Below are 14,465 nucleotides of genomic sequence, written 5' to 3' on the forward strand. Positions count from 1 at the left end.
GCGGCGGGCGAAACCCGGCCGGTCCTATTTCGGGTTCGGAGCGGTCTGGTCGCCGGCGTCCGGGGTCGGATCGACCTGGCCATCCGTCGGATTCTGGACCGGGGGCGAGGCGGTGGTGGTGGTGGTCGCAGCCGGTTCGCCAGTCGGCGCCGTGGGGGCCGCAGCGCCGTCGCTCGCTTCGGGCGGAGCGGCTGCGTCGGCCGGGGCGGCGGCTTCTTCGTCGCCCATGGCGGCCATGGACTGGGCCGGGTTCAGCACCTTGTCGATGGGGAAGACCGCGCCGTTGGAGGCGTCAAGCTCGGCGCTGACCACGGTCGCGCCATCCGCCTTGATGGCAGAGCCGGTGCCGTCCAGCAGGATTTGGCTGTCCGCGGCGGTCGGCACGCCGCCCTTCTTGCCCTGGATCTGATCGGGCGTCACATCAGCGACGATGACATGATAGAGCAGCAGCTGGCGCAACTCGGCCGCATTGGCCGGGTCCATCAGGCGGGTGCGATCCGCCTCGGGCAGTGCGGCGAAGGCCGCGTCCGTCGGAGCGAAGATCGAGATGGCCGGGCGGCTAGCCAGGGTATCGGTCAGTTGGGCGGCGTCCAGGGCGGCCAGAAGGGTGGTGAACTGACCGCTGGATTTCAGCACATCGACCACCGTCTCGGCGGCGGCGGGCGTGGCCTGGGTCGTGGCGGTTCGGGCGGGCGCGACCTCCTGCATCACGGGCGCGGCAGCGGCGGGCGCTTGATCCGGCGTCTGAGCCGGCGTTTCCGCAGGCGCCTGCGTCGGGGTGACGGGGGCGGTTTCCTGGGCGAAAGCCGGGGCGGCCATCAGGGTGGCCACGGCGGTCGCGGCAAGCAGTTTGGCACGAAGCATGACGATATCCTTTTTCTGTTTGAGGATCGTCATCGGCAGAGAGACGATCCGTTCCAGTCATCGGAACTGTCATGCCCAAGTCGGAGACCGGCGGTCCGGTTCCGAGATTTCGTTACAAACCGTAACTCCTGTGATCATCGCGGCGAGACCTGGGCGAATGCTGGACCAAATGCGTCATATCGCCAGCATTCGGCCATAAGACTGAGGCGTTACTGCACAGCCAGTCGGGTCGACTGAACCCAGGCGGTCGGATGAGCTTCGGCCAGAAAAGCCGACGCCGCCTCGGCGGCATCGACGTTCGGATAGAGGCCAAACACCGTCGCGCCCGAGCCGGACATCCGCGTAAGGGCGATATCTGGCGTGGTGGAGACCGCGCGCAGGGCGCCGGCGATGGCGGGCGTCAGGGCCAGAGCCGGCGCCTCAAGGTCGTTGCGCTGGCGCGACAGCCAATCGATCACGCCGCCGATGCTCCAGTCGATAGGCGGCGCCGGGCGATCCGCCGCCGCGACGGGCCCGGCGTCATAGGCCCGATAGACCTCGCCGGTAGGCGACGTAACGCCGGGATTGAACAGGACGGCCGGCAGCGGCGGCAGCCGCGGTTCGTCCGTCAGGACGTCGCCCCGCCCTTCGGCCCAGGCGGTGCGCATCCTGACGCACATGGGGCCGTCGGCGCCGACGACGGTCGCCACCGTCTCCAGCCCTGCATCGTCGATGTCGAGCGCCAGCACGTCGCGCGCCAGCTTCAGCGCCGCGCCGGCATCCGACGATCCGCCGCCCAGGCCCGCCGCGATGGGCAGGCGCTTGTCCAGAACGACCTTCAGCCCCGGTTCGCCCGCGCCGACCGTCTCGCCCAGTCGACGCAGCGCGCGCAGAATAAGATTGTCGTCAGCGCCCGATAGGCCAGCGGCGAACGGGCCGACGACGTCAAGCGACAGCCGCGCGGCCGGTTCGACGGACACCCGGTCGCCCACGTCGGCGAAGGCCACCAGACTGCTGAGCGGATGATAGCCGTCCCCGTCCAGGGGCCCGACATGCAGGAACAGATTGATCTTGGCCGGGGCCAAGGCGGTGCGGACGGTCATGGGCGCTGACTAACCCATGACCGGGCGCATTTCATCCGTTCATCCCCGCGAATGATCGGAGATCAGTTCGAGACGCCGCTGGTCGAAGCAGGCTTGTCCAACCCATCGGCGATCTTGCGTTCGACCTCGACGCGGCGTTCGTCGTCGGGGTTCAGCACCAGGACGCGGTTCCACAACCAGACGGCCTCGCGCTGGCGGCCGACCTTCCAATAGGCGTCGCCCAGGTGGTCGTTGATCTCAGCGTTGGCCGGCTCCTTGTCCACTGCCTCTTCCAGGGTGTTGACCGCGACGTCGTACTGGCCCTGTTTGAACTGGGCCCAGCCCAGGGAGTCCTGGATGTTGCCGTTGTCGGGTTCCAGCGCGTGGGCGCGGGCGATCATGGCGGCGCCCTCTTGCACGCGCAGCCCCTTGTCCACCCAAAGATAGCCCAGGTAATTCAGCATGTCGGCGTCGTTTGGCGCGGCCTGAAGCGCGGCCCACAGCTCGGCCTCGGCCTCGGTCGTGCGGTTCAGGGCCTCATAGGCGGCGCCGCGCAGGAAGTGGACGTTGGCGCCCTGATCGGCGGTGTTCAGCACCGGCCCGTCCAGCAGGGTCAGCGCCTCTTCATGCTGTTTCAACTGCATCAACTGCCCCGCCAAGACCAGGGCGATCTGGCGATTGTCGGGGCTGGCGGCGAAGGCGCGGCGCAGTTCGGTCAGGGCGTCGTCCGACCGCCCCTCTTCTTCCAGACTGACGGCCATCTGGGCACGGGCGGCGGCATAGAGCGCCGCGTCCTCGGTCCCGATGCGCGACAGGGCGGCGCGGGCGGAGCTTTTCAGCCCGGCGCGGGCCAGGACCTGGGCCAGCTGATATTCGGTCTCGTCGTCGGGATAGAGGTTCTGGGCAAGGCGCAGATAGACGGCGGCGAATTCGTTGCCCCGCTCGGCCGAGGCCTGGGCCGCGGCGGTGACCAAGGCCTGGGACGCGCCTTCGCGCAGATCAGGCAAGGCAGGAGGCCGACCGCCGGCTTCGGCCCGTTCCAGGGCGCGCGTCACGCCGGGATCGACCGGCTGAACCGCCGTCGCCGCGCGATAGAGGGTGATGGCGTCATCACGGCGACCGCGCCGCTCCATGAACTCGCCGTAGGGGCGTTTGAACAGGGCGCCGATGGTCGGCGCATCGGCCGCCGCTTTCAGCTCGACCTCGGCCCCGGCATAGTCGCGGCGGCGCTCCAGCAGGGATGCGCGGTTGATGCGAGCGAAGGCCAGGGTCAGCGGATCGCCGGCGGTCGGAGCGGGCTGAAGCGCGCGCGTCCAGTCATTGGCGGCGGCCGCGATCCATGGCGCGACCAGCAGACCCGCGCGGGCGTGGGGCGCGCCGATCGGCTTGGCCGCCAGGGCGGCGTTGGCGGCGCGGGCGTCGCCGTGGGCGTAATCCTGAACCAATCGAACCAGCCGCCCGCCCTCGACGAAGGCCGGAGACGCCGTGGCGTCGGTCGGGGCCAATGCCGCCGCCACGTCCAGATCGCCGGTCAGCAGCGCCGAGGTGAAGGCCTGTTCGCGCACGCGCGGCTGTTCCGGCGTCAGCCGCTCGGCCCGGGCCAGATAGTCGGAGCCTTGCGCGCCCTCCCCCTGCATCAGGGCCAGTTTGCCGGCCAGATACAGACCATAGGCGCTGCGGCCCTCGGCGTTTGTCGGGATCGGCGCCCAGACGGCCGGTATCGCCGGGGCGGCGGGCGTTTCGGTGATGACGATGTGGGGATCGGACGCGGCGCCCTGAGCCGGCGAGGTCGTCTGGCCGGGAATGGGTTGGCCCGGCTCCAGGATCACGGCCGGCGGATGGGTCTGGGGCGTTGGGGCGGCGGGCGCGGCGTCCTGCGCCCCCGCCTGTCCGGCCATGGCCAGGGCGACGACGGTCAGGGAGGCGGAAATCAGAGTCGAGCGGCGCGAACGAGAGGCGATCATGCCGCGACCCTTCACGCTTTCCCCCTCCCCCGCAAGAGGCTGGATGATTGCTCCTCCACTCCGCTCATCCCGAGGAAAGCCGGGATGGGCGGATAGGGGTGTTTACATGTTCGGATAGTTGGGACCGCCGCCGCCTTCGGGCGTGGTCCAGACGATGTTCTGCGACGGGTCCTTGATGTCGCAGGTTTTGCAGTGGACGCAGTTCTGGGCGTTGATGACGAAGCGCGGGTCAGCCTTGGCCGCCTCGTCGCCATAGACGACCTCGTACACCCCCGCCGGGCAGTACAGCCGCGCAGGCTCGCCGTATTCGGGCAGATTGACCCGGATGGGGATGGACGGATCCAGCAGCTTCAGGTGGGCGGGCTGATCCTCGGCATGGTTGGTGTTGGAGATGAAGACCGACGAGAGCTTGTCGAACGACAGCTTGCCGTCCGGCTTGGGGTATTTGATCGGTTTGTGGTTGGCCGCCAACTCGGTCGAGGCGGCGTCGGTCTTGGCGTGTTTCAACGTCGGGATCGGCGACCAGCCGCCCAGCAGCGTTCGGCACCACATGTCGAACATGCCCAGCGCCCCGCCCAGGGTCGTGCCGAACTTGCTGAGCAGCGGCTTGGCGTTTCTGACGACCGACAGCTCCTTATAGACCCAGCTCTTTTCGAAGGCGGTCTGGTATTCAAACAGTTCGTCGCCCGACCGCCCCGCCTGAACCGCCTCATAGGCGGCGTCGGCGGCCAGCATGCCGGTCTTCATGGCGTTGTGGCTGCCCTTGATGCGGGGCACGTTCACGAAGCCCGCCGAACAGCCGATCAGAGCGCCGCCGGGGAAGGACAGTTTCGGAATCGACTGCAGCCCCCCCTCGGTGATCGCCCGCGCGCCATAGGAGATGCGCGTCCCGCCCTGCAGGTGTTTGGCGATCTCGGGGTGGTGCTTGAAGCGTTGGAACTCGTCGAACGGCGACAGGAACGGGTTCTTGTAGTTCAGGTGAACGACATAGCCCACGGCCACGTAGCGGTCGCCGAAATGATACAGGAAGCTGCCCCCGCCGGTGTGTTCGTCCAGCGGCCAGCCGGTCGTGTGCTGGGCCAGGCCGGGCTGGTGCTGTTCGGCGGGCACCTGCCACAGCTCCTTCAGGCCGATGCCGTATTTCTGCGGCGACTTGCCGTCCTGAAGCTTGTGACGAGCGATGATGGTCTTGGCCAGGGAGCCGCGCACGCCCTCGGCGATGAAGACATATTTGCCGTGCAGTTCGATGCCCGGCTGGAAGTCGTCGGTCGGCTTGCCTTCGCGGTCGATGCCGAAGACGCCGGCGACGACGCCCTTCACCCGGCCCGTCTCTTCTTCCCAGACGACATGGCTGGCGGCCATGCCGGGATAGACCTCGACGCCCAGCGCCTCGGCCTGTTCGCCCAACCAGCGTGTGACATTGCCCAGCGAGGCGATGTAGCAGCCGTGGTTGTGCATGAAGGGCGGCAACAACGGCATCGGCAGCGGCGCCGACCCTTGCGGCCCCAGCAACAGGAAGCGATCCTTGGTGACGGGCGTCTCCAGCGGCGCGCCCCGTTCCTTCCAGTCGGGGAACAACTCGTTCAGCGCCTTGGGATCGATCACGGCGCCGGACAGGATGTGACCGCCGACCTCGGCCGCCTTTTCCAGCACCGCAACGGTGATCTCATTGCCGTCCTTCTCCGCGCGCTGCTTCAGGCGGATGGCCGCCGACAGGCCAGCCGGGCCTCCGCCGACGATCACGACATCATATTCCATGATCTCGCGCTCGACGCCGTTCAGCGCCTCCAGCGGCGGCAGATTGTCGATGATGGCTTCCTGACGGGCGTTTTCGGCGCCGCCCTCGATGGCGTCTTCGGCCATGATTTCCCCTGAATCCCGGTTGTCCGTGTGGTTATGCCGCTTATCGGAAGGTGACGCGAGGGCGGTCAAGGCCTATCGGTACCCGCAGACATGAACGCGCAACCCCATGACATCGCTGCAGTCGAAAGCCTGCTCGCCTTCTGGCGGGATGCGGGGGTGGACGCCTGCTATGGCGACGCCCCGGTCGACCACACCCATATCGCTCCGCCGCCGGCGGTGAAGGCGGTGCAGCGCGCGACCGCCTCTGTGGCCCCGGCCCTGGCCGGACACGCCGCCGAGGACGCCGTGTCCGAGGCCCGGCGTCTGGCCGCGGGCGCGGCGACCTTGCAGGATCTCGCCGCCGCCGTCGCCGCCTTCGAAGGATGTCCGTTGCGCGGCATGGGCGCGACCCAGTCGGTGTTCGGACGCGGCAATCCCAACGCCCCCGTGCTGATCGTCGGCGAAGGCCCCGGCGCGGACGAGGACCGGATCGGCCAGCCCTTCGTCGGCAAGGCGGGTCAGTTGCTGGACCGGATGCTGGCGGCGGCCGGCCTGACCGACCGGGTCTTCATCACCAACACCGTCTTCTGGCGCCCCCCCGGCAATCGCACGCCCACGCCCCAGGAGCAGGCGGTCTGCGCCCCCTTCGTGGAGCGCGCCTTCGCCTTGTTGAAGCCGCGCGCGGTGCTGCTGCTGGGCGCCGCCTCTGCGCGCGGGGTGCTTCAGGCCGAGGACGGGATCATGAAGCTGCGCGGCCGCTGGCAGGAGTGGCGGCTCGCGGAGGGCGGCGTTTCCGCCCCCGTCATACCGACGCTGCACCCCGCGTTTCTGCTACGTCAGCCCCAGGCCAAACGCCAGGTCTGGGCCGATCTGCTTTCGCTGGCGGTTCGCCTTGAAACGGACTCGGTTGAAGAACAAGGCTAACGGCGGCATTGTGACATGCTGACGACCATCGCCATACACGCGCCGCCTTTGTCCTGTTGACAGGCAGCCGTCGCCAACGAGGGGGCCGCCGCTTATGCACCTGTTCCGCCGCGCGTTCCTCGCGCCGACGCTGGCTGTCGCCGTCTGCGCCGTATCGTGCGCGGCGTGGGCCGAAACGCCCTACGGCGGTTCAACGGCGGATTCGAGCGCCGGTTCCGGCCGCCCCGTCGCCCTGAGCTCCGCCGACCGGATTTCCTACACCACCGCCTTCGACGCCCTGCGGCGCGGCGACATCGAGACGGCGCGGGCCTCCGCGCGCCAGGCCCAGGACCGGGTGCTGCTGGGCCAGGTCGAGTTCGAGAGCCTGTTCCACCCCGACCACATCGCCACCTATGAAGAACTGACGGCCTGGCTGGAAACCTATTCCGACCTGCCCTGCGCCGACCGCGTTTATACGCTGGCGCTGCGTCGTCGCCCGGACGGCGCGCCCGAGCCGACGCGGCCCGGCGGCGTGATCGGCCGGACCTGGAACAGCCTGGTGACGGCGGTTTCCGGCGGCGGCGGGGTCGACGATCCGGCCAAGGCGGCGCGCGTCGCCTACAACAACGACGACCTGACCGGCGCCTCGGCCATCGGTCGCCAGATCGGCGACTGGTGGACGGTCGGCTTGGCGGAATGGCGGCTGGGCCAGTTCCACGAAGCCTTCGCCGCCTTCGAGCGCGTCGCCAACGACCCGACCGAAGATCCGTGGGTGCGCGCCGGCGCCGCCTATTGGACCGCGCGCGCGGCCTCGCAGTCCGGCCGCCAGGATCGGGTCAACGACTATCTGCATCTGGCGGGACAATGGCCCGCCACCTTCTATGGTCAGATCGCCCTGCGTCAGCTGGGCGAGGAGCCGACCATCGAGAACATGGGGCCGCGCCCCTATGAGGCCGAGGCGCGCCTGCGCCGCGCGACCTATGTGCCCCAGAGCGCCAGCGTCGAGCCGACCGCGCTGGAGGCCTTCGTCCAGAGCGACACGCGCGCCAAGCGCACTGTCGCCTTCTACGAGGTCGGACGCCGGGCCGACGCCGAGACGGAGTTGCGATCCAACCTGCGCACCGCCGTCGGCGACGCCGCCAAGATGTGGACCGCCCTGGCCCGCGCCATCATGCCGGTGAACACCGCCGCTGAGGCCAGTCGCATCGATGCGACCCGCTACCCCATGCCGGACCTGGCGCCCGAGGGCGGCTTCGTCATCGAAAAGGCCCTGGTCTATGCGTTGGCGCGCAAGGAGACCGATTTCAACGCCACGGCGCGATCCAGCGTCGGCGCCTATGGCCTGATGCAGGTTATGCCGACGACGGCGGCGGAACTGAGCGGGGATCGGGGCTTCGTCAACGATCCGACCCGTCTGTTCAACCCTGCGGTGAACCTGCGACTGGGTCAGGCCTATATCAGTCGAATGCTGGCCCTGCCGGCCTTCCAGGGCGACCTCCTGCGGGCGGTGGCCTCCTACAACGCCGGGCCGGGGCCGATGCTGGCGGCGGTCAGGAAGCTGGGACCAGACGCCGATCCCCTGCTGCTGATCGAAACCATCGACGTACCCCAGGCCCGCGACTACGTCGAAAAGGTCGTGGCCAGCTACTGGATCTATCAGCGAATGTTCGGCGGGCCGTTGAAAACGCTGGACGCCTTGGCATCGGGCGCCCGGGCCGCGCCGATCGCCCTGGATTATGTCGCTCCGCCGCCTCAGGCCGAGCCGGTCCTGATCGCCCAGGCCAGCGCGGTCGGAGGCGAGCGATAGCCGCCTAGAAGATCGCCATCAGCAGGCTGGCCCAGAAGGCGGTTCCGATCAGGGCCGCCAGACCATAGCCCACGACCGGATGCATGGCGCGCGGCGCAGCGTCCGCGTCCGCGTCCGTTTGGGGCTGAATTGTCGGCATGGCCGTGCGGGGCATCTGACAGGTCCGAATAAGGGAAACGCCGTCCTTCAGGTAACGACGTCGGCTTAACGCGGCGTCTGCCGAAATGGTTCGCGTTCGTTTAGGATTTCGCCGCCGCCTCAAACCTGCAAGACCGTCAATGGCTGGAGGCCAGTTTCAGCACGATCAGGCCGGACGCCACCAGGGTCACGCCGACGAGTCTGAGAGGCGTCAGCGGCTCGCCCAGAAAGACCGCCCCGACCGCGAAGGCGCCCACCGCCCCGATGCCGGTCCAGATAGCGTAGGCCGTGCCCAGCGGCAGGGTTCTCATCGCCATCGACAACAGGCCGAACGACCCGATCATGAAGACGATCATCCCCACGGTCGGCCACGGCCGTGTGAAACCGACAGACGCCTTCATCAGAAAGGCCCAGATCACTTCGAGCAGGCCGGCGAAAAGAAGGAAAGCCCAGGCCATGACGTATCTCCCTGCATGGCGCCGGGTCGTCCCGGCGTTGATCCCATGTGGGGGAGGTCGTCCTCCTGAAAGCGCGCCTAATCTGGGACAGGGCAGCGCAAAGTCAAGGCTGGCGTCCGGCGAACCTTGACTCCGAGGCCCGTCAGACCGACACGAACCGCCCATGATCACGCGCTATTCCCGCCCCGTCGCCGCCGCCATCTGGTCCCAGGAAACCAAGTACAAGATCTGGTTCGAGATCGAGGCCCACGCCGCCACGAAGATGGCAGAACTGGGCGTGATTCCGAAGGAATCGGCCGAGGCCATCTGGGCCAAGGGCAAGGACGCGACCTTCGACGCCGATCGCATCGACGAGATCGAACGCACCACCAAACACGACGTCATCGCCTTCCTGACGCACGTCGCGGAAATCGTCGGTGAGGAAGCCCGCTTTCTGCACCAGGGCATGACCTCATCGGACGTGCTGGACACCTGTTTCGCGGTCCAACTGGCGCGCTCGTCGGACCTGCTGATCGAGGGCGTGGACCGGGTGCTGGCCGCGCTGGAGACCCGCGCCAAGGAGCATAAATACACCCCGACCGTGGGCCGTTCGCACGGCATCCACGCCGAGCCGGTGACCTTCGGCCTGAAGCTGGCCGGCTATCACGCCGAGTTCCAGCGCGCCAAACGCCGCCTGATCACCGCCAAGGAAGAGATCGCCACCTGCGCAATCTCGGGCGCCGTCGGCACCTTCGCCAATGTCGATCCGGCCGTTGAACAGTATGTCGCCGACCAGATGGGCCTTCAGGTCGAGCCGGTCTCGACCCAGGTCATCCCGCGCGACCGCCACGCCGCCTTCTTCGCCGCTCTGGGCGTGGTCGCGTCGTCGGTCGAACGCCTCGCGGTCGAAATCCGCCACCTGCAACGCACCGAAGTTCTCGAAGCCGAAGAGTTCTTCGACAAGGGCCAGAAGGGCTCGTCGGCCATGCCGCACAAGCGCAACCCGATCCTGACCGAAAACCTGACCGGCCTGGCCCGTCTGGTCCGTTCGGCCGTGACCCCGGCGATGGAGAACGTCGCCCTGTGGCATGAGCGCGACATCAGCCATTCTTCGGTCGAGCGCGGCATCGGCCCCGACGCGACCATCCACCTGGACTTCGCCCTGCACCGCCTGGCCAGTGTCGTCGAGCGGCTGAACGTCTATCCTGAGAACATGCAGAAGAACATCGACCGCCTGGGCGGTCTGGTTCACTCGCAACGGGTCATGCTGGCCCTGACCCAGGCGGGCGTTTTGCGCGAAGACGCCTATGCCGCCGTTCAAGAGAACGCCATGAAGGTCTGGCGCGGCGAAGGCGCCTTCATCGACTTCCTGAAGGCCGACGATCGCGTCACCCTGCCCCACGACCAGCTCGAAGCCCTGTTCGACCTGGGCTACCACACCAAGAACGTGGATGTGGTGTTCAAGCGGGTGTTCGGAGACTGAGTGTCTGACCAGCGCCGCATCGGCTTTGAACCCATTGTCGATGCGGGCGCCCGCCTGCTCATTCTCGGCAGTCTGCCGGGGGATGCGTCTCTGAAGGCGGCGCAGTATTACGCGCATCCGCGCAACGGCTTCTGGGCGCTGATCGGCGGCGTGCTGGGCGAAGACCTGCCTGCCCTGCCCTATGAGCAACGGCTCGAACGGTTGAAGGCGTGCGGGGTCGGGTTGTGGGACGTGATCGCCTCGGCGGAACGGTCGGGCAGTCTGGACGCCGCCATCCGCTCGCCCGAGGCCGCCGATCTGCGCGGACTGGTCGAAAGCCTGCCGGCGCTGCGAGCCGTCGCCTTCAATGGCGGCTTGGCGGCCCGGCTGGGGCGGCGGATCCTGAGCGGCGTGGGCGGCGTCGAACTGCTGGATTTGCCGTCATCCAGCCCCGCCCATGCAATATCCTTGTCGGCAAAGTCGACAACCTGGGCCATACTGGGGAAGTTTCTGCCAGATAAGCCTGCTGACTGATGATCCTGACCCTTTCCTGCCCTGACCGCCACGGCATCGTCGCGGCGGTTTCCTCGTTTCTGCTGGCGCGCGACGCCAACATCTCCGACGCCCAGCAGTTCGGCGACGCTTACAGCGACACCTTCTTCATGCGGGTGGTGTTCGAACCCGCCGACGGTGACGTCGAGGCCGTGATCAGGGACGCCTTCGCCCCTCTGGCCGCGCGGTTCGAGATGGACTGGACGCTGCGTGGGGCAGAACTACGCAAGGTGATGATCCTGACGTCCAGGTTCGATCACTGCCTGGCGGACCTGCTGTACCGCTGGCGCATCGACGAACTGCCCATGCAGGTGACGGCCGTCGTGTCGAACCATCCGCGCGAGCTGATCGGTCATGTCGATCTGGGCGACCTGCCGTTCCACCACTTGCCGCTGAAGGCGGGCGACGCCCCCGCCAAGGCGGATCAGGAAAAGACCCTGCTGCGCCTGATCGAAGAGACCGGCACGGAGCTGGTTGTGCTGGCGCGCTACATGCAAATCCTGTCGGACGACCTCAGCCGCGCGCTGGCGGGGCGATGCATCAACATCCACCACTCGTTCCTGCCGGGCTTCAAGGGCGCCAAACCCTATCACCAGGCCCATGCGCGCGGGGTGAAGGTCATCGGCGCCACCGCCCACTATGTCACGCCCGACCTGGACGAAGGGCCGATCATCGAGCAGGACGTGGAGCGGATCAGCCACCGCGACCGCCCCGAAGACCTGATCCGCAAGGGCCGCGACATCGAGCGCCGCGTTTTGGCCCGCGCTGTCCGTCGTCATTTGGAAGACCGCGTTTTGCTGCATGGTGCAAAGACGGTCGTGTTCGAAGACTGAATGGTGAAGCTGCGATTTCTTGTCGCGCGACATGCATCCTCTCGGCCTTCGTAAACGTAACGTTCCCGTTACCGCCTCGTGAGCGGGAAATAGGGAACGAAACACCATGAAAAATCTTCGCAATCTTATGCTCGTCGCCGTATCCGGCGGCGCGCTGATGGCGCTAGGCGCCTGCAACAACAACGAACCGGCAAAGACCGCGCCCGCGGAAACGACCGCCATGGCGCCAGCCGAAGGCGCGGCGATGGCCCCCGCGACCGATCCAATGGTCGGGGGCGCCGCGATGAGCCCGAACGAGACCATCGTCGCCAACGCCTCCAAGGCGTCGAATCTGACCACCCTGGTCTCGGCCGTCAAAGCCGCCGGCCTGGTTGACACCTTGCAGGGCGCTGGTCCCTTCACCGTCTTCGCGCCTGACAACGCCGCTTTCGGCAAAATCCCCGAGGCCACCCGCACCAGCCTGATGCAGCCGGCGATGAAGGCAGATCTGACCAAGATTCTGACCTATCACGTCGTCGCCGGTCGTCTGACGGCCGCCGACATCGCCGCCCAAGCTCGGGCCAATGGCGGCGTCGCCACGCTGAAGACGGTTCAGGGCGAAGAACTGAAGGTTTCGGCCGGCCCGAACAACACCTGGGTCATCACCGACGCCAAGGGCGGCAAGTCCACCATCACCCAGGCGGACGTGGCGCAATCGAACGGCATGGTCCACGTCGTGGACACGGTTCTGATGCCGTAAAAATAATTGGGTTTCGGCCTCTCGGCGCTGAAACCAAAATCTTGCGCCGGTGTTGTTTAGGGGCGCGAGACGCACAGTACGCCGGGTGAGACATCCCCCAACGTCCCCGGCAAAAAAGAAAGGGCCGCACTTTCCCCCGGGTGCGGCCCTTTCGAATTTCGATATCGACCCCGACCGAAGGCTTATTCGCCGGCGCGAATCTGCTCTCGAGCGATGGAGGCCAGTTCGTCGATCTTGGAGCGAATCTCGCCTTCGGACACGGACAGGCCCGAAGCCTTGAAGTCGCCGGCGACCTTGCGGAACACGTCCTCGTCGCCCGGCTGCTCGAAATCGGCTCGCACGACGGCTGCGGCGTACTGATCGGCGCTTTCGGCCGACAGGCCCATCTTTTCGGCGGCCCAGAGGCCCAGCATCCGGTTGCGCCGGGCGATGGCCTTGAACTCCTGCTCCTGATCGAGGGCGAACTTGGCCTCGAAGGCCTTTTCCCGATCGTCGAAGGTCGTCATTTCGCTCAGCATAGCTCCGTACGCCCCGCTAACGTCGGGGCAACGGCCGTCTATAGACCGCCCGGCCATGAACGCAACCTGAGTTCAGTCGTCTGGGACCGTCTGTCCTCATCCGGCGCATGTGTCACGCTGGGGTCAACAGGGCGCGACCGCCATCCTCATTTGTATCATAGCCCGGGTTCCGCTAAGGAGACGCCGAACGAGATTGACTGCCCGAACGATTCCGAAACGCGCCGCCAGGACCGGGTCTTGCCCTTCCATTCATGGCCGCGCGATTTTTGTTTCTGGAAGGCGCCCGTAAGCCGGGACCGGACGATGAACAGCAAGCGCAAGAAAATCTACGAGGGCAAGGCCAAGATCCTCTACGAAGGACCCGAGCCCGGCACCCTGATCCAGTATTTCAAGGACGACGCCACCGCCTTCAACGCGCAGAAGAAGGCCGTGCTGGAAGGCAAGGGCGTGGTCAACAATCAGATCAGCGAGTTCATCATGTCGCGCCTGAACGGCATCGGCGTGACCAACCACTTCATCAAACGCCTGAACCTGCGCGAGCAGCTGATCCGCGAAGTCGAGATCATTCCGCTGGAAGTCGTCTGCCGCAACATCGTCGCCGGTTCGATGAGCCAGCGCCTGGGCATCGAGGAAGGCACGCCCCTGCCCCGTTCAATCATCGAATTCTACTACAAGAAGGACGAGCTCAACGACCCCATGGTCACCGAAGAGCATATCACCGCCTTCAACTGGGCCTCGACCCAGGAACTGGACGACATGCTGGCCATGACGGTGCGGGTGAACGACTATCTGTCGGGCCTGTTCAGCGCCGTCGGCATCACCTTGGTTGACTTCAAGATCGAGTTCGGCCGCGTGTGGGAGAACGACTTCAGCCGCGTGCTGCTGGCCGACGAGATCAGCCCCGACAGCTGCCGCCTGTGGGACGCCTCGACCGGCGAGAAGCTGGACAAGGACCGCTTCCGTCGCGACCTCGGCAATGTGATCGAAAGCTACACCGAGGTTGCGCGTCGCCTGGGCATCATGAAGGGCATGCCGACCGTCATCCAGGGGGGACTGCACTAATGGCTAAGGTCAAGGTTCACGTCTTCCTCAAACCGGGCGTTCTGGATGTTCAGGGCAAGGCCGTCGAAGGCGCCCTGCAGGGTCTGGGCTGGCCCGGCGTATCGAACGCCCGCGTCGGCAAGCTGATCGAATTCGACCTGACCGGGGTCGAAGACCCGCAAGGCGAAGCCAAGAAGATGTGCGAGCAACTGCTCGCCAATACGGTGATCGAAAGCTACCGCATCGAGGCGGCCTGACGGCTCCTCCCCGACATATTGAGGTGGAGACGGTTGCATCCTTCGTC

General features: G+C 66.8%; 15 protein-coding genes. 8 read left to right on the forward strand and 7 right to left on the reverse strand.

Going from position 1 to position 14,465, the window contains the following annotated elements:
- Positions 1–24 precede the first annotated feature (24 nt).
- The 4 genes from ACYX4P_RS15760 to ACYX4P_RS15775 form a co-directional block, all read right to left on the reverse strand.
- Complete coding sequence (locus ACYX4P_RS15760; protein ID WP_248120344.1) at positions 25–864, reverse strand: fasciclin domain-containing protein; 840 nt, start codon at positions 862–864, stop codon at positions 25–27.
- A 209-nt stretch (positions 865–1,073) separates the two neighbouring features.
- Positions 1,074–1,946, reverse strand: coding sequence for a 4-(cytidine 5'-diphospho)-2-C-methyl-D-erythritol kinase (locus tag ACYX4P_RS15765; RefSeq protein ID WP_248120346.1), 873 nt, complete (start codon positions 1,944–1,946; stop codon positions 1,074–1,076).
- Between the two features lie 62 nt (positions 1,947–2,008).
- Positions 2,009–3,889, reverse strand: a complete 1,881-nt coding sequence (locus ACYX4P_RS15770; RefSeq protein ID WP_248120348.1) for a tetratricopeptide repeat protein — start codon at positions 3,887–3,889, stop codon at positions 2,009–2,011.
- A 102-nt stretch (positions 3,890–3,991) separates the two neighbouring features.
- On the reverse strand, positions 3,992–5,647 hold the full coding sequence (locus ACYX4P_RS15775; RefSeq protein ID WP_248120522.1) for an electron transfer flavoprotein-ubiquinone oxidoreductase: 1,656 nt from the start codon (positions 5,645–5,647) through the stop codon (positions 3,992–3,994).
- Between the two features lie 195 nt (positions 5,648–5,842).
- On the opposite strand from ACYX4P_RS15775, the gene ACYX4P_RS15780 reads away from it, so the two are divergent.
- Positions 5,843–6,655 carry a uracil-DNA glycosylase gene (locus ACYX4P_RS15780; protein ID WP_248120350.1) on the forward strand — a complete coding sequence of 271 codons (813 nt, stop codon included), beginning with the start codon at positions 5,843–5,845 and terminating at the stop codon, positions 6,653–6,655.
- Between the two features lie 94 nt (positions 6,656–6,749).
- Positions 6,750–8,441, forward strand: coding sequence for a lytic transglycosylase domain-containing protein (locus tag ACYX4P_RS15785; protein WP_248120352.1), 1,692 nt, complete (start codon positions 6,750–6,752; stop codon positions 8,439–8,441).
- 4 nt (positions 8,442–8,445) lie between these two features.
- Here the strand turns inward: ACYX4P_RS15785 and ACYX4P_RS15790 are convergent, their stop codons facing one another.
- Both ACYX4P_RS15790 and ACYX4P_RS15795 read right to left on the reverse strand, forming a co-directional pair.
- Positions 8,446–8,595, reverse strand: coding sequence for a hypothetical protein (locus tag ACYX4P_RS15790; protein WP_248120354.1), 150 nt, complete (start codon positions 8,593–8,595; stop codon positions 8,446–8,448).
- Positions 8,596–8,716: 121 nt separating this feature from the next.
- Entirely contained in the window at positions 8,717–9,037 is a 321-nt protein-coding gene (locus ACYX4P_RS15795) for a DMT family transporter (RefSeq protein WP_248120355.1), read from the reverse strand.
- Positions 9,038–9,200: 163 nt separating this feature from the next.
- Here ACYX4P_RS15795 and purB point away from each other — a divergent pair, with 163 nt between their 5' ends.
- From purB to ACYX4P_RS15815, 4 genes are all read left to right on the forward strand, one after another.
- Complete coding sequence (gene purB / locus ACYX4P_RS15800) at positions 9,201–10,499, forward strand: adenylosuccinate lyase (protein ID WP_248120357.1); 1,299 nt, start codon at positions 9,201–9,203, stop codon at positions 10,497–10,499.
- The gene (locus ACYX4P_RS15805; protein ID WP_248120359.1) at positions 10,500–11,012 is read left to right on the forward strand and encodes a DNA-deoxyinosine glycosylase; all 513 of its coding nucleotides are present in this window, start codon (positions 10,500–10,502) and stop codon (positions 11,010–11,012) included. It abuts the gene before it with no gap.
- The gene (gene purU, locus ACYX4P_RS15810) at positions 11,012–11,863 is read left to right on the forward strand and encodes a formyltetrahydrofolate deformylase (protein ID WP_248120361.1); all 852 of its coding nucleotides are present in this window, start codon (positions 11,012–11,014) and stop codon (positions 11,861–11,863) included. The genes ACYX4P_RS15805 and purU overlap by 1 nt, the downstream gene beginning before the upstream one ends.
- A 106-nt stretch (positions 11,864–11,969) precedes the next feature.
- A complete protein-coding gene (locus tag ACYX4P_RS15815) occupies positions 11,970–12,602 on the forward strand; it encodes a fasciclin domain-containing protein (RefSeq protein WP_248120363.1) in 633 nt (210 codons plus the stop codon).
- Positions 12,603–12,784: 182 nt separating this feature from the next.
- On the opposite strand, the gene ACYX4P_RS15820 is transcribed toward ACYX4P_RS15815, so the two are convergent.
- Positions 12,785–13,108, reverse strand: coding sequence for a DUF1476 domain-containing protein (locus ACYX4P_RS15820; RefSeq protein ID WP_248120365.1), 324 nt, complete (start codon positions 13,106–13,108; stop codon positions 12,785–12,787).
- Positions 13,109–13,423: 315 nt separating this feature from the next.
- Here ACYX4P_RS15820 and purC point away from each other — a divergent pair, with 315 nt between their 5' ends.
- Both purC and purS read left to right on the forward strand, forming a co-directional pair.
- Positions 13,424–14,182 (forward strand): phosphoribosylaminoimidazolesuccinocarboxamide synthase, encoded by a 759-nt coding sequence (purC, locus tag ACYX4P_RS15825; RefSeq protein ID WP_039244425.1) that lies wholly within the window; start codon positions 13,424–13,426, stop codon positions 14,180–14,182.
- Complete coding sequence (gene purS / locus ACYX4P_RS15830) at positions 14,182–14,418, forward strand: phosphoribosylformylglycinamidine synthase subunit PurS (RefSeq protein ID WP_248120367.1); 237 nt, start codon at positions 14,182–14,184, stop codon at positions 14,416–14,418. The genes purC and purS overlap by 1 nt, the downstream gene beginning before the upstream one ends.
- Positions 14,419–14,465: the final 47 nt, after the last annotated feature.

It is taken from the genome of Brevundimonas sp. ABV4_179 (genome assembly GCF_056311945.1).

What these genes read in the sequence shown, in the direction of transcription:
- ACYX4P_RS15760 (WP_248120344.1), bottom strand. Translation starts at nt 864, where the DNA reads ATGCTTCGTGCCAAACTGCTTGCCGCGACCGCCGTGGCCACCCTGATG.
- ACYX4P_RS15765 (WP_248120346.1), bottom strand. Translation starts at nt 1,946, where the DNA reads ATGACCGTCCGCACCGCCTTGGCCCCGGCCAAGATCAATCTGTTCCTG.
- ACYX4P_RS15770 (WP_248120348.1), bottom strand. Translation starts at nt 3,889, where the DNA reads ATGATCGCCTCTCGTTCGCGCCGCTCGACTCTGATTTCCGCCTCCCTG.
- ACYX4P_RS15775 (WP_248120522.1), bottom strand. Translation starts at nt 5,647, where the DNA reads ATGGAATATGATGTCGTGATCGTCGGCGGAGGCCCGGCTGGCCTGTCG.
- ACYX4P_RS15780 (WP_248120350.1), top strand. Translation starts at nt 5,843, where the DNA reads ATGAACGCGCAACCCCATGACATCGCTGCAGTCGAAAGCCTGCTCGCC.
- ACYX4P_RS15785 (WP_248120352.1), top strand. Translation starts at nt 6,750, where the DNA reads ATGCACCTGTTCCGCCGCGCGTTCCTCGCGCCGACGCTGGCTGTCGCC.
- ACYX4P_RS15790 (WP_248120354.1), bottom strand. Translation starts at nt 8,595, where the DNA reads ATGCCCCGCACGGCCATGCCGACAATTCAGCCCCAAACGGACGCGGAC.
- ACYX4P_RS15795 (WP_248120355.1), bottom strand. Translation starts at nt 9,037, where the DNA reads ATGGCCTGGGCTTTCCTTCTTTTCGCCGGCCTGCTCGAAGTGATCTGG.
- purB (WP_248120357.1), top strand. Translation starts at nt 9,201, where the DNA reads ATGATCACGCGCTATTCCCGCCCCGTCGCCGCCGCCATCTGGTCCCAG.
- purU (WP_248120361.1), top strand. Translation starts at nt 11,012, where the DNA reads ATGATCCTGACCCTTTCCTGCCCTGACCGCCACGGCATCGTCGCGGCG.
- ACYX4P_RS15815 (WP_248120363.1), top strand. Translation starts at nt 11,970, where the DNA reads ATGAAAAATCTTCGCAATCTTATGCTCGTCGCCGTATCCGGCGGCGCG.
- ACYX4P_RS15820 (WP_248120365.1), bottom strand. Translation starts at nt 13,108, where the DNA reads ATGACGACCTTCGACGATCGGGAAAAGGCCTTCGAGGCCAAGTTCGCC.
- purC (WP_039244425.1), top strand. Translation starts at nt 13,424, where the DNA reads ATGAACAGCAAGCGCAAGAAAATCTACGAGGGCAAGGCCAAGATCCTC.
- purS (WP_248120367.1), top strand. Translation starts at nt 14,182, where the DNA reads ATGGCTAAGGTCAAGGTTCACGTCTTCCTCAAACCGGGCGTTCTGGAT.